Source organism: Bartonella sp. B30(2025), assembly GCF_053793825.1.
Genome location: NZ_CP200034.1, coordinates 593650 through 615510 on the forward strand (window position 1 = coordinate 593650; position 21861 = coordinate 615510).

Annotated in this window: 22 protein-coding genes; 14 read left to right on the forward strand and 8 right to left on the reverse strand. The window is 35.8% G+C overall.

Annotation, left to right across the window (positions count from 1 at the left end; translation table 11 throughout):
- Positions 1-199: 199 nt before the first annotated feature.
- The 3 genes from sfsA to radC are packed head-to-tail and all read left to right on the forward strand — an operon-like array spanning position 200 to position 2554.
- The gene (sfsA, locus tag V4P55_RS02470; protein ID WP_455474858.1) at positions 200-916 is read left to right on the forward strand and encodes a DNA/RNA nuclease SfsA; all 717 of its coding nucleotides are present in this window, start codon (positions 200-202) and stop codon (positions 914-916) included.
- On the forward strand, positions 909-1739 hold the full coding sequence (map, locus tag V4P55_RS02475; RefSeq protein ID WP_455474859.1) for a type I methionyl aminopeptidase: 831 nt from the start codon (positions 909-911) through the stop codon (positions 1737-1739). The genes sfsA and map overlap by 8 nt, the downstream gene beginning before the upstream one ends.
- Positions 1740-1756: 17 nt before the next feature.
- On the forward strand, positions 1757-2554 hold the full coding sequence (gene radC / locus V4P55_RS02480; protein ID WP_455474860.1) for a RadC family protein: 798 nt from the start codon (positions 1757-1759) through the stop codon (positions 2552-2554).
- A 45-nt stretch (positions 2555-2599) separates the two neighbouring features.
- Here the strand turns inward: radC and V4P55_RS02485 are convergent, their stop codons facing one another.
- The 4 genes from V4P55_RS02485 to V4P55_RS02500 all read right to left on the reverse strand — a co-directional run bounded on the left by V4P55_RS02485 (position 2600) and on the right by V4P55_RS02500 (position 5361).
- The gene (locus tag V4P55_RS02485) at positions 2600-2812 is read right to left on the reverse strand and encodes a DUF3126 family protein (protein WP_455474861.1); all 213 of its coding nucleotides are present in this window, start codon (positions 2810-2812) and stop codon (positions 2600-2602) included.
- Between the two features lie 596 nt (positions 2813-3408).
- The gene (locus tag V4P55_RS02490; RefSeq protein WP_455474862.1) at positions 3409-4182 is read right to left on the reverse strand and encodes an alpha/beta fold hydrolase; all 774 of its coding nucleotides are present in this window, start codon (positions 4180-4182) and stop codon (positions 3409-3411) included.
- Entirely contained in the window at positions 4179-4685 is a 507-nt protein-coding gene (locus tag V4P55_RS02495; protein ID WP_455474863.1) for a DUF192 domain-containing protein, read from the reverse strand. The genes V4P55_RS02490 and V4P55_RS02495 overlap by 4 nt, the downstream gene beginning before the upstream one ends.
- A gap of 100 nt (positions 4686-4785) precedes the next feature.
- On the reverse strand, positions 4786-5361 hold the full coding sequence (locus V4P55_RS02500; RefSeq protein ID WP_455474864.1) for a cold-shock protein: 576 nt from the start codon (positions 5359-5361) through the stop codon (positions 4786-4788).
- Between the two features lie 326 nt (positions 5362-5687).
- On the opposite strand from V4P55_RS02500, the gene V4P55_RS02505 reads away from it, so the two are divergent.
- The 5 genes from V4P55_RS02505 (at position 5688) to V4P55_RS02525 (ending at position 10544) form a co-directional block, all read left to right on the forward strand.
- A complete protein-coding gene (locus tag V4P55_RS02505) occupies positions 5688-6821 on the forward strand; it encodes an ABC transporter substrate-binding protein (RefSeq protein ID WP_455474865.1) in 1134 nt (377 codons plus the stop codon).
- 115 nt (positions 6822-6936) lie between these two features.
- The gene (locus V4P55_RS02510; RefSeq protein WP_455474866.1) at positions 6937-8013 is read left to right on the forward strand and encodes a branched-chain amino acid ABC transporter permease; all 1077 of its coding nucleotides are present in this window, start codon (positions 6937-6939) and stop codon (positions 8011-8013) included.
- The gene (locus V4P55_RS02515) at positions 8013-9068 is read left to right on the forward strand and encodes a branched-chain amino acid ABC transporter permease (protein ID WP_455474867.1); all 1056 of its coding nucleotides are present in this window, start codon (positions 8013-8015) and stop codon (positions 9066-9068) included. Before V4P55_RS02510 ends, V4P55_RS02515 begins: the two co-directional genes overlap by 1 nt.
- A complete protein-coding gene (locus V4P55_RS02520) occupies positions 9065-9847 on the forward strand; it encodes an ABC transporter ATP-binding protein (RefSeq protein ID WP_455474868.1) in 783 nt (260 codons plus the stop codon). Before V4P55_RS02515 ends, V4P55_RS02520 begins: the two co-directional genes overlap by 4 nt.
- Positions 9834-10544, forward strand: coding sequence for an ABC transporter ATP-binding protein (locus V4P55_RS02525; protein ID WP_455474869.1), 711 nt, complete (start codon positions 9834-9836; stop codon positions 10542-10544). The genes V4P55_RS02520 and V4P55_RS02525 overlap by 14 nt, the downstream gene beginning before the upstream one ends.
- A gap of 103 nt (positions 10545-10647) precedes the next feature.
- Here the strand turns inward: V4P55_RS02525 and gatA are convergent, their stop codons facing one another.
- Both gatA and gatC read right to left on the reverse strand, forming a co-directional pair.
- Entirely contained in the window at positions 10648-12132 is a 1485-nt protein-coding gene (gene gatA, locus V4P55_RS02530; protein WP_455474870.1) for an Asp-tRNA(Asn)/Glu-tRNA(Gln) amidotransferase subunit GatA, read from the reverse strand.
- 32 nt (positions 12133-12164) lie between these two features.
- Positions 12165-12452, reverse strand: a complete 288-nt coding sequence (gene gatC, locus V4P55_RS02535) for an Asp-tRNA(Asn)/Glu-tRNA(Gln) amidotransferase subunit GatC (RefSeq protein WP_455474871.1) — start codon at positions 12450-12452, stop codon at positions 12165-12167.
- A 148-nt stretch (positions 12453-12600) separates the two neighbouring features.
- Here gatC and ruvX point away from each other — a divergent pair, with 148 nt between their 5' ends.
- Positions 12601-13080, forward strand: a complete 480-nt coding sequence (gene ruvX / locus V4P55_RS02540) for a Holliday junction resolvase RuvX (RefSeq protein WP_455474872.1) — start codon at positions 12601-12603, stop codon at positions 13078-13080.
- Here ruvX and V4P55_RS02545 read toward each other — a convergent pair.
- Positions 13065-14693, reverse strand: a complete 1629-nt coding sequence (locus V4P55_RS02545; protein WP_455474873.1) for an acyl-CoA dehydrogenase family protein — start codon at positions 14691-14693, stop codon at positions 13065-13067. The two genes, ruvX and V4P55_RS02545, sit on opposite strands and share 16 nt — an antisense overlap.
- A 127-nt stretch (positions 14694-14820) precedes the next feature.
- Between V4P55_RS02545 and V4P55_RS02550 the strand changes: the two genes are divergently transcribed.
- The 4 genes from V4P55_RS02550 to dprA are packed head-to-tail and all read left to right on the forward strand — an operon-like array spanning position 14821 to position 18902.
- Entirely contained in the window at positions 14821-15786 is a 966-nt protein-coding gene (locus tag V4P55_RS02550) for an aspartate carbamoyltransferase catalytic subunit (RefSeq protein ID WP_455474874.1), read from the forward strand.
- The gene (locus V4P55_RS02555) at positions 15783-17084 is read left to right on the forward strand and encodes a dihydroorotase (RefSeq protein WP_455474875.1); all 1302 of its coding nucleotides are present in this window, start codon (positions 15783-15785) and stop codon (positions 17082-17084) included. Before V4P55_RS02550 ends, V4P55_RS02555 begins: the two co-directional genes overlap by 4 nt.
- A gap of 11 nt (positions 17085-17095) precedes the next feature.
- Complete coding sequence (gene plsY / locus V4P55_RS02560) at positions 17096-17716, forward strand: glycerol-3-phosphate 1-O-acyltransferase PlsY (RefSeq protein ID WP_455474876.1); 621 nt, start codon at positions 17096-17098, stop codon at positions 17714-17716.
- 7 nt (positions 17717-17723) lie between these two features.
- Positions 17724-18902: a DNA-processing protein DprA gene (dprA, locus tag V4P55_RS02565; protein ID WP_455475108.1), complete on the forward strand. Its 1179-nt coding sequence runs from the start codon at positions 17724-17726 to the stop codon at positions 18900-18902.
- Here the strand turns inward: dprA and V4P55_RS02570 are convergent.
- Positions 18850-19056, reverse strand: a complete 207-nt coding sequence (locus tag V4P55_RS02570; protein ID WP_455474877.1) for a hypothetical protein — start codon at positions 19054-19056, stop codon at positions 18850-18852. The genes dprA and V4P55_RS02570 overlap by 53 nt on opposite strands.
- A 240-nt stretch (positions 19057-19296) precedes the next feature.
- Between V4P55_RS02570 and topA the strand changes: the two genes are divergently transcribed.
- Complete coding sequence (gene topA / locus V4P55_RS02575; RefSeq protein ID WP_455474878.1) at positions 19297-21858, forward strand: type I DNA topoisomerase; 2562 nt, start codon at positions 19297-19299, stop codon at positions 21856-21858.
- The last annotated feature ends 3 nt before the right edge of the window (positions 21859-21861 follow it).

Consider the following 21861-nt stretch of genomic DNA (forward strand, 5'->3'; position numbering starts at 1 on the left):
TGAATTGTACTTTAAAAAATATAAAATAGCCATTTTACAAATAAATTAAGATCAATCTTATTTTGCACTGACAAAATGAAATAGCAATCATATAAGTTGCTAATACTTTTTTACATAATACCATTTTATTCAACATGCTGTAATTATTACAAATCATAATTTAAGTTGAACTATGGCACTATACATTTTAAAAAGAAACATGCTCTTCACTTCAGAACTTCTCCCTGCAAAACTTATTCGTCGTTATAAACGCTTTCTTGCAGATGTTAAACAAGATGATCAACACATCTTCACCGTTTCAGTTCCTAATACAGGATCGATGCTTGGATTAACAACACCCAATTCCAATATTTGGCTTTCTTATAACAACAATTCTAAACGAAAATACCCATACCGATTAGAAATTGTCGAAGCAAATAATACCTTGGTTGGCATCAATACGATTTTACCTAACAAACTTGCATTAGAAGCAATTCAAAAAGGATTGTTACCAGAGTTAAACGGCTATAAAACAATTTTAAAAGAACAATATTATGGTACAAAATCGCGTATTGATTTTCTTCTGCGTGATAACAGCCTTCCCGATTGTTATCTAGAAGTCAAGAATGTTCACTATATTCGTCAAAAAGGGTTAGCAGAATTTCCTGATACTAAAACAAAACGCGGTGCACGTCATCTTGATGAGCTTATAAAAATTGTACAACAAGGAAAACGAGCTGCTATGCTTTATGTAATACAAAGAGAAGATTGTACAGCTTTCGCAGTGTGTCACGATTTAGATCTTATTTATGGACGTCAATTTGATTTAGCACTAAAATCGGGGGTAGAATTTTATGCAATAAAATGTCACGTAAGTATAAAAGGTATTTTTCCGATTCATCGAGTAAAAATAGAAAATAGAAAAAACAATGATTGATTATATTGAATATAATAAGACTCCTTTAAAACTTAATGGACAAATTCGTATTTTTGATGATTACGCTTTTTCCAAAATGCGTGAGGTTGGCCGAGTTGCTGCAGAATGTCTCGATGCTCTTGTAGATATCATTAAACCTGGTGTTACTACTCAAGAAATTGATGATTTTGTATTTATTTTTGGTGTTGAGCGAGGAGCACTTCCGGCTGACCTAAATTATCATGGATACAGTCATTCATGTTGCACATCCATTAATCATGTTGTTTGTCATGGAATACCCAATAAAAGACCCTTACAAGAAGGAGATATTGTTAATGTTGATGTGACTTTTATACTCGATGGTTGGCATGGAGATTCAAGTCGTATGTATCCTGTTGGAAAAATCAGACGTGCTGCAGAACGCTTACTAAAGATAACACATGAAAGTCTTATGAGAGGAATTTCTGTAGTTAAACCTGGAGCAACAACGGGTGACATTGGCGCAGCTATTCAACGTTATGCTGAATCTGAACGATGTTCAATTGTAAGAGACTTTTGTGGACATGGTATTGGTCAGCTTTTTCATGATGCGCCCAATATTTTACATTATGGAAATCCTGGAGAGGGTATAGAACTAAAAAAAGGTATGATGTTTACAATTGAGCCTATGATTAATCTTGGCAAACCACATGTAAAAATTTTATCTGATGGTTGGACCGCTGTTACACGTGACCGATCCTTAACTGCACAATACGAGCACACAATTGGTGTGACAAGTGAAGGATATGAAATATTTACTCAATCTCCTAAAGACATTTTTTATATTCCAAGTTCATATTCTTAAATAAATGTAGAAATACCATGGTCAAAAAATCAAATAAAAAAGGAGAAAGTCAAAGCAATCACTTTGCATTAACACAAAGTTCTTCCCCATTAAGCTCAATGCATGAACAGAAAAGCAAAAATCTTCAAAAAAATTTAACAATAAACAAGCATCATCAAGGACATCGTGAGCGTCTACGTAAACGTTATTTAAAGACAAAAGGGAATGGAATTGAAGATTACGAATACCTGGAATTATTGCTTTTTCGTACTATTCCTCGCGCAAATACAAAGCCAATAGCTAAAAACTTGATAGAACGTTTTGGTTCATTAGCTGACGTATTATGCGCGGATATTCATCGACTTCAAGAAGTTCAGGGATGTGGACCAGCAACTGCAATAGATTTAAAAATTATTTCCGATGTTGTAGGACGCCTTGCTCGAGCAGAACTATTTAAACGTGATATTTTTTCATCATGGGATAAAGTCTTAGCTTATTGTAAGGCTGTTATGGCACACGAAACACGTGAACAATTTCGTATTTTATTTCTTGATAAAAAAAATGGTTTGCTTGCTGATGAAGTACAACAAATTGGAACTATTGATCACACTCCTGTTTATCCCCGTGAAGTAATTTCTCGAGCATTAGAATTATCTGCATCAGGACTTATTTTAATACACAACCATCCTTCTGGCGATCCTTCGCCTTCTCAAGCAGATATATCAATGACATATAGATTAAAAGACGCAGCAAACGCATTAGGAATTATTGTTCATGATCATTTGATTATCGGACGCAATAGCCATACAAGTTTTAAAAAATTAAAACTTATATAAAGCTTATTGAATGCAGGAAAACTTCATTCAATAATTTATCATTGTTCAATTTTCCAAATCAATGTTTAATATAGCCATTGAAAAATTGTATGATAATTCATCCTCATCTTCATCTCGATAAATAATACCCAAAAACTCATCTCCAATATAAACTTCGCAAGAATCACCTTTTTTAGGTCGTTTTCTTACTTGTAATGCTGAATTCTGGAATGTGTTTTTAAAATAACTATCAAGCTTTTTTATTTCATCAGCATTCACTATGCTCTCCTATTTTCTGAATTATCAATTGGCAAATAAGGTGCTCTTATGATTCTATAAAGATAATAAAATATATTAACCTAAATCTTTATTTTTATAATTTATATTCCAAACATAAGTACCTTCATAATTTATCTTAATGTACCTTAATTTAAAAAGCTGATTATTTTTAAATAAAATTCAAAATAAATAATAAATAATAATCAGTATAATTTTAAAAACTGTATTTTTAATTTCAGTTTTCATTTTTGCAAATATATTTTAATGAAAAATAAAATATTAAGCAATTTAGTTTACTTTATTAAAATTAAATTATATAAATAAACTAAATATTTATTATAGTTATTTTTATCTAATATAAAAAAATTACATTGTATAATAAAAAAATCTCTTTTTTCTCATGCAAAATACAAATTTAGCATACGAAAAAAGCACTTGTATATAAGATAAACTCACTAAAATTTTCTTTATCGCTGTTCTCTTTATTTTTGTATATAAACTGATATTACAATTGTAAAATTAAAATAAATTTTGATATCAACTTACAAAAGAAGGACCCTATTTTTAGAAAAAATAAACAATTGTTGACAATTTATTTATACAATAGGGTAACGAGAAAGAAAATCGATAACGCCTTTTTTGTAAATTTTATCCCCCACAGCAAACATATGATCTCGTTCAGGAATTAATAACGATTCGCCATGAGGCAATAAAGCAGCTAACGGTTCCGCCGTACCAGCAATTTCATCTAATGAACCAACCGCAACCAATGCGGGTTGCTTAATTTTGTAGACTTCATCTGCGGTTAATTCTTGTTTTGATGTCCTAATACAAGCAGCAAGAGCGCGTCTATCACTTTTAGTTCTATCTGCAAATTTACGAAACATCAAACCACGTGAATTAATAATGGTAGAAATATCTTCTGCTAAGAGAGCTTCGGCAACAGGTTCCCAATTCCCTGCTCCTGTGACCATGCCAATACCTAAGCCACCGAAAATAACACTGTGTACATATGTTGGATGCAAAAGAGCCATAAATGCACTAATTCGAGCCCCCATAGAGTACCCCATGACATGAGCTTGAGACAAATTTAGATGTTGTAGTAATTTAACTGCATCTCCAGCCATAGCTTGAGGCGTATAAAAAGCAGGATCATAACTTTTGTCTGAATCTCCGTGTCCACGATTATCAATGGCAATAACACGATATCCTGCTTCGGTAAGAACTTTAAACCAACCTGTTGCGTACCAATTTATATATGCAGAAGATCCAAAACCATGAATCAATAAAATAGGTTCACCCTGTCCTTCTTCTCTATAAGCAAGGCGTAATCCATCATATTCAAAAAAATAAACGTTTTCAGCTGTCACTTTTTATTACTTTCACACTCGCCGCAAATAGCGGGATGAACAACACGTTGTCCCTTTTGTATCTTTTTTTCAAAAACTTCTCCAGCATTAACTTCAATAGCAAAAGCTGCTGGCACTTTTGATGAAATGATATCCATTGAAAATGGTGTAGTTTTTTCCACAATGGAAACAATAACTCCTTCAGCATTTAAAAAAATCATATCTAAAGGCAAAGGCGTATTTTTCATCCACATAAAAATTTCTTGCTGATTATTTACTTGATTTTTAAAAAGCATAGCCCGATCGCGTGGAAAATCAGTACGATACATTAAACCATCTTCTGATTGAGATGACGTAAACGCAAGTTCTACTTTATATAATATTGGACCATTCTTTGTCTCTATCACTAAGGGAACGGGATGAATAGGAATTTTCAAAGGTCTTTTTATCACGGCAACACCCGCCATTATCATAAATAATAACAGCACCAATGGGATAACTTTTCCTTTAAAGAGTTTCAACATTTTTATTTAACCACAAAAACTCTTTAATTTTGTAATACAAAACAAAAAGCTTAAAAAATTAAAAGTGAGATAAGATAAGGCAAGTCCGTTAATTTGAAATTTAGTGTGTAGCAAATGGAAGACCTATATCTGGATAAATTTCTGCTGTCATTAAGCCCTTTTTCCCTTTTCCGAAACGAACAAGAACAACTTGGCCAGAACGAAGCTCTGCTAAGCCAAAACGACGCAACGTTTCCATATGAATAAAAATATCTTCTGTCCCTTGTCCTCTACTAAGGAACCCAAATCCTTTATCACGGTTAAACCACTTAACAATTGCGCGCTCTAAACCACTTTCGGGAGTCACAACAACGTGCGTACGTGCTGGAATTTCTGACGGATGAATAGCTGACGAACAATCTATAGACTTTACTTGAACACACTTTAATCCTCGCTCCGTTTTTTCTACAGAACAAACAACTTTAGCTCCTTCTAAAGCTGTTTGAAAACCATCTCTCCGCATTACAGTAACATGTAATAATATATCAGGAAATCCAGGTGAATCAGGCAGAATAAATCCATAACCTTTACTTCCATCAAACCACTTAATGACACCACTAATTTCAATAATTTCACCACAAGAACCCAAACCGTCCTCAGACATGAAATGATCTTTTAATACATCTTTACTCGTCATAACAAAACGCGATCCTATTAGGTATAAATTACGATATTGATTCTTTCACCTAAGTAAATATCGCTCCTGCATCAACACGCAACCCCCAAGATAAGATTTCCCCATATTGTCACATCTTTAAAAATTCCTCTTAATTTTAGCGTCTTGTTGTATTTATATTGAATATCAATCCATTTTACAAAAAATCTTTATTGTATGCTTCACATAACTTAACAGAAGCTATACAAAAGATTTTTTACATAATGATATTTTAAGAAGTAGAACTCTTGCATAATGAAAAAGTTCAAGATAAGGTGCGAAACCGCAACTAATAAGGGAGGTGCATAATGCGATTAAGAAAATTCTTTACTACAATGGCTGCAATGATGATACTGATAGCCAATGTTCATGCGAATGAACCTATTAAAATTGGTGTTTACCTCCCATTAACAGGTCCCTATACGTTTGGAGGAGAGCTTGAACTTGGGGGTATACGGTTAGCGCATAAAAAAATTCCAGAGGTATTGGGACGTAAAGTCGAACTTGTTGTTGTTGATAACAAATCTGATAAGGTGGAGGCTGCTAATGCTGTCATGCGTTTGATCTCTAACGATAAGGTTAATGCTATTATTGGAAGTTATGGCTCTTCATTATCATTGGCTGGCGGAGAAGTGGCTGAAAAAGGGAAGACACCTGTTGTCGCGTCTTCAGCAACAAATCCTCTCATAACGTTAGGTAAAAAGTACTATTTTCGTGCATCTTTTACTGATTCTTACCAAGGTACAAATGCTGCAATTTATGCAATTAAAACTTTGCATGCAAAAAAAGCTGCTATACTGAAAGATATATCAAGTGATTATGGAGTTGGTATTGCGAATTATTTTAGCAAATCATTTAAAAAATTAGGCGGTGAAGTCGTTGCAAACTTAAATTATAACGCTGGAGATCAGGACTTTTCAGCTGCTCTCATGCAAATTATTGCACAAAAACCTGATGTTTTATTCATAACCTCCTATTTTTCTGAAGGTGCTATCATCTTAAAGCAAGCACAAGAATTGGGGGCAAAATTCCGCATCATGGGTGCCGATGCTATGGATAATCCAGATACTGTCACAATTGCTGGTAAAGCTGCAGAAGGTTTTTTACATACGACTCTCGCTTACGATGAAAATATGCCTAATATGTCAGAAGCTGCAAAGCAATTTACTCAAGAATGGAAAGCATTTTATCCCAATAAAAAAACGAATATGAACTCTGTTGCCGGCTATGTAGCTTACACAATGATTATGAAAGCTATTGAGAATGCAGGTAGTGCTAATCGTGAAGATATTACGCGAGAACTTGCAAAGTTGAAAGATTTCCCAACTCCTTTTGGTAAAATATCTATGGATGAAAATCATAACCCTATAATGCCTGTTGGCGTAATTCAAATAAAAAATGGTGAGCGTGTTTATTTGGGTGAAGTAGAATCTGATATCTAGAGACACTTTGAAGAAAAATAATTCAGAAAAAATATGCTATGTGCTTAATAATAATAAATAAAATAATTCAAAGACGTAGCATTTCATCTTGTATTTAAATATGGAAGGATAAGAGATGAGCACCGAAATGTTCATCCAGTATTTTTTTAATGCACTTGCATTAGGGTCGCTTTATGGGCTTATCGCAATTGGTTATACCATGGTGTATGGTATTTTAAGACTAATTAACTTTGCCCATGGCGATATTTTTATGTTAGGTGCGTATTTTGTTTTTTTCTCTACGGTCAGCTTTATGCCAGCATGGGCTGCTGTTCTTCTTATATTATTGGCTAGTATTCTTTATTATTCAACATTTATAGGATTTAATAAGCGTCCTCAAAATTACTGGATTGGTATCTTTCTTATCCTTATTTTTGGGCTCATTTATTACTTGAAAATTGCTCCTCAAGATTTTACACCAATTTGGATTTTAGCGGTTTGTTTTTCAATTTTTATTACAAGTGCAATAGGAATTTCTGTTGACCGTTTTGCTTATAAACCTTTACGTGATGCCCCACGTGTTTCAGCACTTGTTGGTGGAATTGGTGTTTCTTTTCTCATTGAAAATCTAGCAACTGTACTCTTTGGTGGCGCCCCAAAAAGTGTAAAACAGCCAAGTTTTTTTGTAAAGCCAATTGAATGGCATTTAGGAGAGACCTCAGATAGCGTAGTTCGAATTGTTCCCATGTCGATCATCGTGCCTATCGTCTCATTGTTTCTTGTCGTTTTATTATTATGGATTGTTAATAAAACAAAGCCTGGTCTCGCAATGCGTGCAATTTCTCACAATATTGAAATTACTCGTTTAATGGGTGTTCCAGTTGATAAGATTATTGCTTTCACATTTGCTATAGGCTCTGCATTAGCAGCAGTTTCAGGAATTATGTGGGCGTTACGCTACCCTCAAGTTCAACCTTATATGGGTCTTTTTCCTGGATTAAAGGCATTTATAGCAGCTGTTGTCGGAGGGATTGGGTCAATTCCAGGCGCAATGTTTGGTGGATTGCTATTAGGGTTTATTGAAATTATGATTGTTGCTTTCTTCCCAATTTTATCTGGATATAGAGATGCTTTTGCTTTCATTTTATTAATTCTGATCCTGTTATTTATGCCTCAAGGTTTGATGGGTAAAAAAAATCAGGAGAAAATTTGATGGCAAAATCAATGGAATATTTTTTATCGTTTATCAGTATTTTAGTGTTGATAAGCTTTTTATTTTATGCCGATAGCCATTTTAATGACTATACGCTGCGTATTATTAATCTTGTTGCTATCAATGCTATATTGGCTATTTCTCTTAATTTGGTATATGGGTTTACAGGTATGCTTTCTCTTGGACATGCCGGTTTTATCGCTATTGGTGCTTATACCTGTGCAATTTTTCTTCTCTCTCCTGAACAAAAAGAAGTAATGTGGATTCTCGACCCTATAGCTGAACCATTGCTCCATATGCAATTACCATTTTTTGCAGCGGTTATTGTAGGCGGATTATGTGCAGCCGTGGTTGGACTATTAATTGCACTTCCCATATTACGTCTTGGTGGTGATTATCTTGCAATTGCAACATTAGGCTTTGCAGAAATCATTCGCATTGTCATCGTCAATGCTACTTCTTTAACAAATGGTGCTTTAGGAATTAAAGGAATACCTCAAAGCGCTACGTTGTGGTGGAATTATGGCTGGTTAGCATTCACAATCATTTTTATTACTTTTATGCTGAGAAGTAATACCGGTAATGTGTTACGTGCTATTCGTGATGATGAAATTGCAGCAGAAACAATGGGAATAAATGCTTTTTTTTACCGTGTCATCTCCTTTACTATGGGAGCATTTTTCGCCGGTATTGGGGGAGCATTAATGGCTGCCCTGATTTCATCAATAGACCCAAAAATGTTTAGCTTTCTTTTAACATTTAATATTTTGATGATTGTCGTTGCTGGTGGTCTTGGTTCTATTACTGGCAGTGTTATAGGTAGTGTTATTATTACAGTAGCTCTTGAATGGTTTCGCGTTATCGAAAATTCATTAGACTTAGGATTTATACATATCCCAGGAATTCCAGGTCTGCGTATGGTTATTTTTTCACTTTTATTGTTGGTAATTATCTTATTTTGGAGAAAAGGATTATTAGGACAACGTGAATTTTCATGGAACGGAATTTACTGTTTTTTTAAGAAAAGAAGTACTTTGAATAAGGAAAAAACATGAAAAATTCTATTCTTTCACTCCATAATCTCATGATGAATTTTGATGGGTTGATTGCTACAAATAATGTTAATATGGAAATTGGACGGGGAACAATCACTGGGATAATTGGTCCAAATGGTGCAGGAAAAACCACTGTTTTTAATATGATTTCTGGTTTTTATGCACCTACTAGTGGAAAAATTATTTTTGATGGAAAAGAAATTTGTGGACTTTCGCCGTATGTCATATGTAAACGCCATATTGCGCGAACGTTTCAAAATATTCGACTTTTTTCAGGATTAACAGTATTGCAAAATGTCATGGTGGGTGCTCATGTTAGACAAAAAAATCCATGGTTTGCATCAGCTTTGTTTTGGCCAAGTGCTATTAAAGAAAAAAATGAGCTTTACGAAAATGCAATGGACCTCCTTAAATGGTTTCAACTTGATCATCTTGCTGACCAGCTGGCAACAACCCTCCCCTATGGAGCGCAACGGCGTTTAGAAATTGCTCGCGCTTTAGCAACAAAACCAAAATTGCTTCTTCTCGATGAGCCAGCTGCTGGTATGAACCCGCAAGAAAGCGAAGAGTTGAGACAATTTATAGAACAAATAAGAGAAAGATTTGATCTTACAATCCTACTTATTGAACATGATATGAAAGTTGTTATGGGACTTTGCGAATATATCTATGTATTAGAGTATGGTCGTTGCATAGCTGGTGGTACACCTAACGAAATTCGTAATGAACCTAAGGTGATTGAAGCTTATCTTGGTGGAGATATACATGAATATTCTTGAAATAAAAAACCTTCATGTTCATTATGGTAATATCCAGGCTGTTTATGATCTTTCTATGTCCATCAAAAAAGGAAGTATAGTAACCTTAATTGGTGCTAATGGAGCAGGAAAAAGTAGTATTGCACGTTCCATTATGGGGCTTAATAAATCAGTTCAAGGAAATATAATTTATAAAGGCCAATCTATTATCAAAGAAACACCAGAAAAAATTTTGCAATTGGGTATTGCACTTAGTCCTGAAGGACGACGTGTTATACCTTATTTTACTGTCTTGGAAAATTTACAGTTAGGCGCTTATACTCGTAAGGATAAGGCTGGTATTGCACGAGATATTGAATGGGTGTTTGATATGTTTCCACGTTTGCGTGAAAGGTCTAAGCAATTAAGCGGTACAATGTCAGGAGGTGAACAGCAGATGCTAGCTGTGGGGCGCGCACTTATGAGCAATCCTGATACTGTGATATTAGATGAACCCTCTCTGGGGTTAGCACCTCTCCTTGTAAAAGAACTTTTTTCGATTATTCGCAAAATTAACGATATGGGAAAAACTGTCCTACTTATTGAACAAAATGCGTTTGCAGCACTTTCTATTGCTAATTACGCTTATGTTTTAGAAGTAGGAAAGATTTTATTTCATGGTGAAGGAAAAGCTATGCTTTCTGATCCACGTGTTAAAGAAGCTTACCTTGGTGGTTAATAGATTGTAGTACAGTTTTTTTAAGGAAATTATTTTAATTTTTCACCCGAAAAACACTTTTTTCGGGTAAAATTTTATCTTTATAAAAAATCCATTTTTTACTTTATGGCCACCATTTTTCAGCACTGAATATGCCCGCTTCTTGTTCTATAACGTGAGCTATCTGAAAAATCACTTCTTCCATAAAAGGCTTACCAATCAATTGTAAACCTAATGGTAAGCCATCTTTTGATAAACCTGCAGGAACAGAAATTCCTGGTAAACCCGCCATATTAACTGGCACTGTAAAAATATCATTAAGGTACATTGTCAAAGTAGCATTTTTAACTTTTTCGTCAGCAATACCAAAAGCTGGCATTGGTGTTATAGGAGTTAAAATGGCATCTATACCATCTGCAAAACATTGATCAAAATCACGCTTTATTAAGGTTCTTACTTTTTGAGCTTTAAGATAATAGGCATCATAACAACCTGCGGAAAGAACATAGGTTCCAATTAAAATACGCCGCTTAACTTCATCACCAAAGCCTGTTGAACGTGTATTTTCATACATTTCAATAATATCTTTTCCTGGAACACGAAGCCCAAAACGAACACCATCATAGCGCGCTAAATTAGAAGATGCTTCCGCAGAAGCTATTATATGATAGGCAGGTAAAGCATATTTTATATAAGGCAATGAAACATCAATAATCTCAGCTCCTGCCTCTTTTAACCAATTCATTCCTGATTTCCATAGAGCAATAATTTCATCAGGTATACCTTCAATATAGCATTCTTTTGGAATCCCAATCTTCATTCCTTTTATTGATTGACCAATATAGCTTTCATAATCAGGTATAGGAAAATTAACGGAAGTTGAATCTTTATCATCAAAGGAAGCCATAGATTGTAGCATAATTGCACAATCACGCACATCTCGTCCTATAGGTCCCGCCTGATCAAGTGATGAAGCATAAGCGATAATCCCCCATCGTGAGCATCGTCCATAAGTTGGTTTTATGCCAACACTACCAGTAAAAGCTGCTGGCTGACGAATTGATCCTCCGGTATCCGTTCCTGTTGCACCTGCGCAAAGTCGTGCTGCAACAGCAGCTGAAGAACCACCTGAAGAACCGCCTGGAACAAGCTTATCTTCTGATCCTTTTTTTCTCCACGGATTAACAACTGGTCCATAATACGATGTTTTGTTGGAAGATCCCATAGCAAACTCATCCATATTAAGTTTACCCAACATAACTGCTCCATCCTTCCATAAATTAGCAGTTACAGTTGATTCATACCGAGGCTTAAAACCGTCAAGAATATATGAACAAGCTTGAGTATGAACACCTTTCGTCGCAAAAAGATCTTTAACCCCTAACGGAATTCCTTCGAGAATACCCCCCTGCCCTTTAATTAAGCGGCTATCTGATACAGTCGCCATTTTCATTGCCTGTTCTTCCGTTATTGCCACATAAGCATTTAAAATCGGATTAGCCAACTTAATCGCTTTTAGATAAGCTTCTGTTAGCTCAGTAGCTTTGAGATCTTTTTTTGTTAAAGAATCACGCGCTTGTGCAATTGTTAAGGTCGTTAAATCTGTCATACTGCTTCTCAAATTTTTAAATACAATTAAAGTTACTCAACAACTTTGGGGACAAGAAAGAAATTTTCTTCTGTAACAGGTGCGTTTGCTACAATATCCTCTGCTTTATTACCATCTGTGATAATATCTTCACGCATTCGTAAAGCCATTGGCATGATTGATGTTAATGGTTCAATCTCACTGACATCAACTTCATTAAGTTGTTCTACAAAATTAAAAATGACATTGAGCTCTTTTGTCATACGTTCTGCTTCATCATCATGGATAGCAATGCGCGCTAAATGTGCCATCCTCTTGACTGTTTCTTTATCAACAGACATATTATGCCTTCCTGCTTTTTTATTTTGACATTCATTTACTCATATTCTGGCTATACAGAGCTATGTTAGTAAGCGCAAGAATATTGATATCTTAAAATATAAATATAGGTGCAAATTAAAATGTTAAACAACTTAAATCATAATGCACATGGCTATTATTAACATAGATGAAGTTATTACACATCTTTTGCCCGAACAAACAATAGCAGGATTGGATTTAGGCACAAAAACTATTGGAATTGCCATTTCCGATATTGGTTTAGCCTTTTCAAATCCACGTCCAGTTCTTCAACGAAAAAAATTTACCCTAGATGCTCGCGCACTTGTACAAATTTTTGACAATGAAAATGTGGGCGCAGCCGTCATTGGTTTACCTCTTAATATGGATGGAAGCAATGGTCCTCGTGTCCAAGCAACAAAAACTTTTGTCAGCAACATGGCAGCGCATACAAAAATTCCATTTATTTTTTGGGATGAACGCTTATCAACGGTCGCTGCACAGCGATACTTATTAGAAATGGATGTATCACGTATGAAAAGAGCAACTCGTGTTGATTCGGCTGCCGCCGCTTTTATATTGCAAGGTGCTCTTAATAGAATCCGAAACCTTCATCATATAGATGGATAGAGGACATTTAGCAAATGTTCTGCATTATATCGCGCAATGAGCATACCGTAGGAAGCTCTCCATTGTCCCCCAAGACGGCTTTCCATATAGGCATTTGCAACATGTTCTATATCTGCGTAACGTAACGATGCAGAAGCCGCGGCATATGCTACTTGCTCAACAAAAAATCTTCCCGCACCTTCATTTGTCGATGCCATACCTACAGAAGACTTAATAATCTCAATTGCTCTAGGACCTGCTGTGCCAATATCACCTGCAACTTTTTCTAATAATTTCTGAAACAATCCTGGTGCCTTTTCTGCTATAAGAATCGCATCTTTTACCAACTGATTAGCAGAACTATTTCTAACAATTCGTGCAGGTCCATTGCGTAACATTTGTGATAATGGATTACCTTCTATAAAGCCTTCATTACCAAGTTGTGCCATAATTTCACCAATAATAGGGATCACTAATTGGCTCACATGATAAGCAATAATAGGTGTCATAATTCGTGCAAAAGCTGCTTCAGAGCGATCATTTGCAGCATTATCAAATGCACGCGCTAAACGAAAAACTAATGCTTGTGAAGCAGCAATATCAAGTGCTATATCTGCAAAGATGCGTTCTGTCAGCGGTGGTAAAGTTTGATTAGGCATTTTTTGTCGAATAAAATCCATACCAAATTGAAGTGCTGCTCGCAAAATTCCTGCAGAAATCACAGATTGATCAAAACGTGTCATAGTTTCGATATCTTTAATGATCTTAGTTCCTTCTCCAATATTACCCAAAAGCCAACCGTAGCAGCCTTGAAAACCAACAACACCCTCTGGCATTGAAGTTTCTCCAGAACGCTGTATTAAATTAAGGATTGATATTGTACCGTTTAATGCACCATTTTCTTGTACACGTGGGACTAAAAAACAGCTTAAATGACCATCTACCTCTGCGCTAACAAGATATCCATCAACTACAGGATTAATAACATTTGTTTTTACAGCATTTAAACGATAAAGATCGCGCCCCATTTTATCATCAAAAGAAATTTTTTGAACACTTGGATAATTGAAGAAGTATTTTTCACTTTTTTCGATATCATCAAAAGCACAGGTGAGCGAAGCTGACTTTTTATCATTAATAGGTTTGGATGATAAGTCATATTCACGCGATAAAAGAACATTTTTCCATTTTTTAAATAGCTCAACATCACTAATTAATACTGCAATGGCTGCACTTGATATTGTGACTTCGTTTAAATGTCCCGTTTCTAAGCTTGCGGATAAAGCCAAACGAATAGCACGTGCCTGATAACGTACCCCATTTTCAAAAGTGGTATTTTCCCAAAGCGACGTAACCAAACCAGCTTGTCTAGAATACCGTTGAAGTGCTTGATAAGAAGAATGTATCTCCAGCTGTTCTACTGGTCGCCCCCACTCATCATTATAGCGCAATACTGGCTTATAACAATTAGCTAAATAGGAAAGATTTCTTGCTTCATGGCTTGCTACAAAATTTCCCATTTCTTCAAAATTGGTTAATAAAAATGTAGGCAAATTAGAAGCAACACGAAACATCAGTGTATCACTAAGAAATGCATTTTTTTGGCGGATATTGTGCATAGATGCGATACTCATGAGTATATTCCCTATTATCAAATAATTCATATCATAGACTATTTGTCTTTTTGCAGTTAAAAAACACTTATCATTTTAAACAAATAGTTTTTTAGTCTCTATTAGCAGAGAGAGAGAAAAGAATGCTATGACTCAAAATACTTTTTTCCCCATTTTTCCCCACCAACATCTCTTAGGTATTAAAGGTTTAGATACACATGACCTTACCATGCTGCTCGATCGTGCAAATGCTAACGTTATTTTCTTAAAAAAAATTGACAAAAAAAAACCTATATTACATGGGCGTACACAAATTAATCTCTTCTTTGAAGCTTCCACAAGAACACAATCATCGTTTGAATTAGCGGGCAAGCGATTGGGAGCAGATGTGATGAATATAGCTATCAGCAATTCATCTATAAAAAAAGGAGAAACTTTAATTGATACAGCGACAACCCTCAATGCGATGAAACCAGATATACTTGTTATTCGTCATAGTTGTGCTGGAGCAGCTGCCTTATTATCTCAAAAAGTTGATTGTTGTGTCATTAATGCAGGTGATGGTGCACATGAACATCCAACACAGGCTCTGCTAGATGCTTTGACTATTAAAAGAGCAAAAGGTCGCATTGAAGGATTAACTGTCGCAATTTGCGGAGATATCTTGCATTCACGCGTCGCACGTTCCAATATTCTTAGCCTTAATGCTTTAGGAGCACGTGTACGTGTTGTTGCCCCCTCAACACTTTTGCCCACAGGTATCGAAAATATGAGTGTTGAGGTCTTTAATACAATGGAAGAAGGCCTGAAAAATGCTGATGTTATCATGATGTTACGCTTACAACATGAACGTATGGTGGGTTCTTTTATTCCCTCAACCCGTGAATATTTCCGTTATTTTGGCTTGCATAAAGACAATTTGTCCTATGCTAAAAGTGATTGTATTATTCTGCATCCTGGTCCAATAAACCGTGGTGTAGAAATCGCATCTGACATAGCAGATGGACCACAAAGCATGATTCATACACAAGTAGAAATGGGAGTCGCTGTACGTATGGCTGTCATAGAAGCTTTATTAGATCCACGACTTAAGGTAAGCGGAGAAACAAAATGATAAGGCCAATAATTTTTCAAAATGCTCGTATTGTTGATCCTTCTCGTGCAATTGATGAAATTGGCACCGTTATTGTTGAAAATGGATTAATAACAGCCGCAGGAAAAGAAGCTCTTAATCAAGGAATCCCAGAAGGGGCAGAAATTGTTAATGCCCAAAACAAAGCAATTTTGCCTGGGCTTGTTGATACCCGCGTTTTTATTGGAAAAGTAAAGGGTAAACACCGTGAAATGATAGAATCAGCAAGCCAATCAGCAGCAGCAGGTGGGATTACTTCCTTCTTTTTAATGCCTGATACACACCTCATTATAGATGACGCTACACTTCTTAAATTTATTACGTATACTGCACAAGAAATATCACGGGTTAATATTTATCCCATTGCTGCCATTACTAAAGGTTTTAATGGTCAAGAAATAACGGAATTTGGATTGTTAAAAGATGCGGGAGCAATTGCTTTTAGTGAAGGAAAAAAAACACTTCAAAGTTCATCTGTTATGCGACGTGCAATGACTTACGCACGTGATTTTAACGTCACATTGGTGCACGAAACACAAGATAATGATCTTACAGGACAAGGTGTTATGAATGAAGGCTTGCTAGCAAGTTGGCTTGGTTTTGCAGGAATACCTCGCGAAGCAGAAGTGATCCCTCTTGAGCGGGATCTGCGGTTAGCTGCATTAACACAAACACGTTATCATGCTGCACAAATATCAACAGCTATATCTGCCGATGCTGTTCGTTTAGGAAAGCAACGCAATACAAAAATTTCAGCCGGTGTATCTATTAACCATTTATCCTTTAACGAAAATGACATTAATGAATATCGTACTCTTTTTCGTTTAATGCCTCCACTGCGCGCAGAAGAAGATCGTGTAGCAATAGTTGAAGCAATAAAAGATGGAACAATAGATATTATTGTTTCTTCTCATGACCCCCAAAGTGCTGATACAAAACATTTGCCATTTAGTGAAGCATCAACAGGCGCCGTTGGTATGGAAACTTTACTAAGCGCAGCTTTGCGCCTTTATCACAATGAAAATATCTCTCTGCTACGATTAACTGAACTTTTGTCAACAGCGCCTGCAAAACTTTTTGGTCTTGACGCAGGAACATTAAAAAAAGGTGCTAATGCAGACCTTATTTTGGTTGATCTGGATGAGCCATGGATAGTATCTACAAATAAATTATACTCACATGCAAAAAATACACCTTTCGAGAATGCTCGTTTTCAAGGGAGAGTTCTTCAAACTTTTGTTAAAGGACGGTTAATTTTTAAATTTGATCAACAAAATTAATGAGATTTTTAATGAGTGAAACAAACACGCTTTTCCAATTTTATATATGGTTTATTTTTTTGCTATCCTATTTCATTGGATCTATTCCGTTTGGGCTAATTTTTACACGATTTGCTAAACTTGGAGATATCAGAGAAATTGGCTCAGGAAATATCGGAGCTACGAATGTTTTGCGAACAAAAAATAAAAAAATAGCCGCTCTTACTCTTCTTGGTGATATATTGAAGGGAACTGTCGCTGTTCTTATTGCAAAATTTTTAAGTTATCCAATAGAAAATAACATTGTTATTATTTTAGCTGGTTTTTTAGCTTTTTTAGGGCATCTTTTTCCAATATGGCTCAAATTTAAGGGCGGTAAAGGCGTTGCCACCTATTTGGGTGTGTGTTTAGGACTTTATTGGCCAGCAGCAGTTGTATTTTCTGTTATATGGATAGCAATTTTTCTATTTACGCGCTATTCTTCGTTATCTTCACTTATCGCTGTTGTTATAACACCCATATTTTTTTATTTATTCTATCCTTATCCCCGCATTTATTGCATGGTACTTGCAATGAGTGCTTTCGTAATTTTAAAACATTATGCAAATATAGGCAGATTATTAATTGGAAAAGAAAATAAAATTAACATTTAAAACAGGAATGAATAAGGGAATTTTACTTACTGATCGTCAACGTTTAAACTGGTTACGATTAATGCGTAGTGAAAATATTGGAGCAGTAAGTTTTCGCAATTTAATTGATCATTATAAATCAGCAGAAAATGCCCTAGAGGCACTGCCTGAACTTAGTAGAAAAGGTGGACTTGGTAGACCTATTAAAGTAGCAACATTAGAAGATGCTGAAAAAGAAATGCAAGAAGCCGAAAGATTAAATGTTCGGTTTGTTGGTATAGGGGAACCAGATTATCCAGCATTTCTTAAAGTAACAGAATCCTCACCACCACTTATTGCCATAAAAGGAGATTGTTCAATTTTTCAGAAACCTTCTGTTGGAATCGTGGGGTCTCGAAACGCTTCAGCAGCTGGCAAAAAATTAACTGCTCAATTTGCTCACTTTCTCGGCAATGCTGGCTTTACAATTATTTCTGGATTAGCTCGTGGAATTGATAGTGTTGCTCATCAATCCAGCTTACAAACAGGTACGGTTGCTGTTATGGCTGGTGGAATTAATCATATTTACCCTCCTGAAAATCAAAAACTCTACGAAAATATCATCAACAATGGTGGAGCGATTATCAGTGAAATGCCCATTTCTTGGAAGCCAAGAGCACCCGATTTTCCAAGAAGAAATCGTATTATTGCCGGTTTATCACTTGGTCTCTTAGTTGCAGAAGCTGCTCTGCGATCAGGGTCCTTAATTACAGCACGTCAAGCTGCTGAACTGGGAAGATTAGTCTTTGCCCTTCCCAATTCTCCACTTGATCCAAGATCTATTGGTACAAATAACCTTATCAAAAATGGCGCTTTATTAACCACACACCCTTCCGATATAGTAGAAACATTAACACCTCTTACCCAAAACACGAGAGATTTTCAGCTTGATTTTTTTAAAAAACCAAACTTTTCTCAATTTCAAGAATTAAGTCAGAGCCCTCTTTATCCAAAAAACAATACGCCCCCACCCCCCGGAAATGATGAAGAACGAGCAGCTGTACTCTCCTCTCTCTCAACGACTCCGATTGACCTCGACACACTCAGTTCTCATTCAGGCGTTTCATTACAAAATCTTTATCTTTTGTTGGTTGAACTCGATCTTGCAGGAAAACTTATTCGACACGCTGGTGGTTATGTGTCATTGTTGAATTTTGATCATCATTAAGAGCTTCAGCGTTATTAATAATGCTTTGCCCTTCTTTAGCCGCCATATCCAAAAGTAGTGCCAAAAGCGGACTCCGGGCTTGACGCGCCATCACGTTCATTTGTTTTGACATATCTGTAATATATTGGATAACCTTTAAATGATTCACAAACATAACCCTCTATCCTCGAGTATTTTCCTTCACCTTTCAATAGATATCACCTTATTATTTCGTCATATCTGTTGTATTAGCTGTAGAAAATAAGTTGCACAGTATCATATAGGGTGTATTTTAATAATAACAATAAGAAGTTGTATAATATAATGTTTTTATGTTCTTTAAACCAATTGCCATTAGCTATTCCCATAAAAGGCGTTTATAAAAAAGTTTTTATTTCAACATTCAGGTTAAATTATGAATATCGTTATAGTTGAGTCTCCAGCCAAAGCAAAAACAATAAATAAATATCTCGGCTCCCAATATAAAGTAATAGCATCATTTGGGCATGTTCGAGATTTACCTGCCAAAGACGGTTCTGTTTTACCAAATGAAGATTTTGCACTCAAATGGGATATCAATACTACTGCTCAGAAACGTTTAAATGAAATAGCAAAAGCCGTCAAAGAAGCCGATAGTCTTATCTTAGCCACAGACCCTGATCGTGAAGGAGAAGCTATTTCATGGCATATTTTGGATATTCTTAAGCAAAAAAAAGTTTTAAATGATAAGCCTGTCAAACGGGTTGTATTCAATGCAATCACTAAAAAGTCCGTTCTTGATGCGATGGCTAACCCTCGTGACATTGATATATCTCTCGTTGATGCATACCTTGCACGTCGTGCTCTCGATTATCTGGTTGGCTTTACGCTCTCACCTGTTTTGTGGCGCAAACTTCCTGGTGCACGCTCCGCCGGGCGTGTTCAATCAGTTGCTTTACGTATTATCTGTGACCGTGAATCAGAAATAGAGCATTTTATTAAAGAAGATTATTGGTCTGTTGCAGCGTACTTAAAAACTGTACGTCACGACAGCTTTCTTGCAAGATTAACAATGTTTAATCAAAAAAAGATTGGCAAACTCGATATCCAATCTCAAGAACAAGCAAATCAAATTCGTCTTATGTTAGAAGACGCAAAATATCGTGTACTAAGCGTTGAAGCAAAACCCACAAAAAGAAACCCTTCACCTCCATTTACAACATCTACTTTACAGCAGGCTGCTTCTTCTAAATTAGGCTTTTCAGCATCTCGAACTATGCAAATTGCTCAAAAACTTTATGAAGGCATTGAAATTAATGGTGAAATGGCAGGACTTATTACTTATATGCGTACAGATGGTGTACAGATGGCACCAGAAGCTATTGATTTGGCACGAAAAGTAATACACGAATCTTTTGGTAATGATTATGTCCCTGAAAAACCACGCTTTTATTCATCCAAAGCAAAAAATGCCCAAGAAGCACATGAAGCTATACGTCCAACAGATTTTCAACGAACACCTAATCAAGTAAGTCATTTTCTCGATAATGATCAAGCAAAACTTTACGAATTGATATGGAAACGCGCTATTGCTAGCCAAATGCGTTCTGCTGAAATTGAGCGTACAACTGTTGAAATTGAAGCATTGCAAAAAGAGAATCATGCTAATTTACGTGCAACAGGCTCTGTTATTCGTTTTGACGGATTTATTTCTGTTTATGCTGATCAAAAAGATGAGGAAAACAGTAACGAAAATGAATCAGCTCGTCTACCACAAATTAACGCTAATGAAACGCTTACAAAAGATAAAATTGAAGCCACGCAACATACCACAGAACCACCACCTCGTTATTCTGAAGCCTCATTAATTAAAAAGCTTGAGGAATTAGGAATTGGGAGACCTTCGACTTATGCTTCCACATTAGCTACACTTTGTGATCGTGGTTATATCGTAATTGATAAACGAAAACTTATTCCTGATGCTAAAGGACGCATCGTTACAGCCTTCCTTGAAAACTTTTTTAATCGCTATGTGGAATATGGCTTTACAGCAAATTTGGAAGAAAAACTAGATCTCATATCGGACGGAAAACTTGCATGGAAAGATGTTTTGCACGATTTTTGGGATGAGTTTAATGCGTCTATTGCCAATATTCAAGAATTGCGTATTACAAACGTCCTTGATGTTTTAAATGTAGCATTAGCTCCTCTTATATTTCCTATGCGTGAAGATGAAAGTGATCCTCGCTCCTGTCCTCTGTGTGAAAATGGACAGCTATCACTAAAATTAGGGCGTTATGGTGCTTTTGTTGGTTGTTCTAATTACCCTAATTGCAAATACACACGCCAACTTGGAACTGATTCAGGAGAAGAAAATGAAACTGTGCGCAGTGACGAACCTGTAATACTTGGTGTCGACCCTATAACAGGGAAAGATGTTTCTCTTCGCACTGGTCGTTTTGGACCATATGTACAACTTGGTGATGGGAAAGAAATTAAACGTACAGGGTTGCCAAAAGAATGGCAAACAGAAAATATTACTCTTGATAAAGCTTTGGCATTAATATCTTTACCTCGTGAAATTGGAATTCACCCTGAAACTGGAAAAATAATTACAGCCACAATTGGACGATATGGTCCATATCTTAGTCATGATGGAAAATATGCCCCTCTTCCTCATGTAGATGAAATTTTTGATATTGGTATCAATCGAGCTGTTACAGTTCTCGCTGAAAAACAAGAAAACAAAACAAAGCAAAGAAAAACAACATCTGCAGCGCTAGCTACATTAGGAGAACACCCAGAGGGAGGCACTATTACTGTACGCAATGGGCGTTATGGTCCATATGTTAATTGGGGTAAAATTAATGTAACATTGCCAAAAGATAAAGATCCAAGTACTGTAACACTTGTAGAAGCATTAGAACTTATATTAACGAAATCAACCGTTAAAAAAACAAATTCTAAAAAAGCTTCATCCAAAACAAAAGAGACATAAATT

Excerpts from the sequence above, each read along its gene's own strand:
- map (WP_455474859.1), top strand. The coding sequence starts at position 909 with ATGATTGATTATATTGAATATAATAAGACTCCTTTAAAACTTAATGGA.
- V4P55_RS02505 (WP_455474865.1), top strand. The coding sequence starts at position 5,688 with ATGCGATTAAGAAAATTCTTTACTACAATGGCTGCAATGATGATACTG.
- V4P55_RS02515 (WP_455474867.1), top strand. The coding sequence starts at position 8,013 with ATGGCAAAATCAATGGAATATTTTTTATCGTTTATCAGTATTTTAGTG.
- plsY (WP_455474876.1), top strand. The coding sequence starts at position 17,096 with ATGAGTGAAACAAACACGCTTTTCCAATTTTATATATGGTTTATTTTT.
- radC (WP_455474860.1), top strand. The coding sequence starts at position 1,757 with ATGGTCAAAAAATCAAATAAAAAAGGAGAAAGTCAAAGCAATCACTTT.
- dprA (WP_455475108.1), top strand. The coding sequence starts at position 17,724 with ATGAATAAGGGAATTTTACTTACTGATCGTCAACGTTTAAACTGGTTA.
- ruvX (WP_455474872.1), top strand. The coding sequence starts at position 12,601 with ATGGCTATTATTAACATAGATGAAGTTATTACACATCTTTTGCCCGAA.
- V4P55_RS02510 (WP_455474866.1), top strand. The coding sequence starts at position 6,937 with ATGAGCACCGAAATGTTCATCCAGTATTTTTTTAATGCACTTGCATTA.
- V4P55_RS02500 (WP_455474864.1), bottom strand. The coding sequence starts at position 5,361 with ATGACGAGTAAAGATGTATTAAAAGATCATTTCATGTCTGAGGACGGT.
- V4P55_RS02550 (WP_455474874.1), top strand. The coding sequence starts at position 14,821 with ATGACTCAAAATACTTTTTTCCCCATTTTTCCCCACCAACATCTCTTA.
- topA (WP_455474878.1), top strand. The coding sequence starts at position 19,297 with ATGAATATCGTTATAGTTGAGTCTCCAGCCAAAGCAAAAACAATAAAT.
- V4P55_RS02555 (WP_455474875.1), top strand. The coding sequence starts at position 15,783 with ATGATAAGGCCAATAATTTTTCAAAATGCTCGTATTGTTGATCCTTCT.
- V4P55_RS02545 (WP_455474873.1), bottom strand. The coding sequence starts at position 14,693 with ATGAGTATCGCATCTATGCACAATATCCGCCAAAAAAATGCATTTCTT.
- V4P55_RS02525 (WP_455474869.1), top strand. The coding sequence starts at position 9,834 with ATGAATATTCTTGAAATAAAAAACCTTCATGTTCATTATGGTAATATC.
- gatA (WP_455474870.1), bottom strand. The coding sequence starts at position 12,132 with ATGACAGATTTAACGACCTTAACAATTGCACAAGCGCGTGATTCTTTA.
- V4P55_RS02520 (WP_455474868.1), top strand. The coding sequence starts at position 9,065 with ATGAAAAATTCTATTCTTTCACTCCATAATCTCATGATGAATTTTGAT.
- V4P55_RS02570 (WP_455474877.1), bottom strand. The coding sequence starts at position 19,056 with ATGTTTGTGAATCATTTAAAGGTTATCCAATATATTACAGATATGTCA.
- V4P55_RS02495 (WP_455474863.1), bottom strand. The coding sequence starts at position 4,685 with ATGTTGAAACTCTTTAAAGGAAAAGTTATCCCATTGGTGCTGTTATTA.
- sfsA (WP_455474858.1), top strand. The coding sequence starts at position 200 with ATGCTCTTCACTTCAGAACTTCTCCCTGCAAAACTTATTCGTCGTTAT.
- gatC (WP_455474871.1), bottom strand. The coding sequence starts at position 12,452 with ATGTCTGTTGATAAAGAAACAGTCAAGAGGATGGCACATTTAGCGCGC.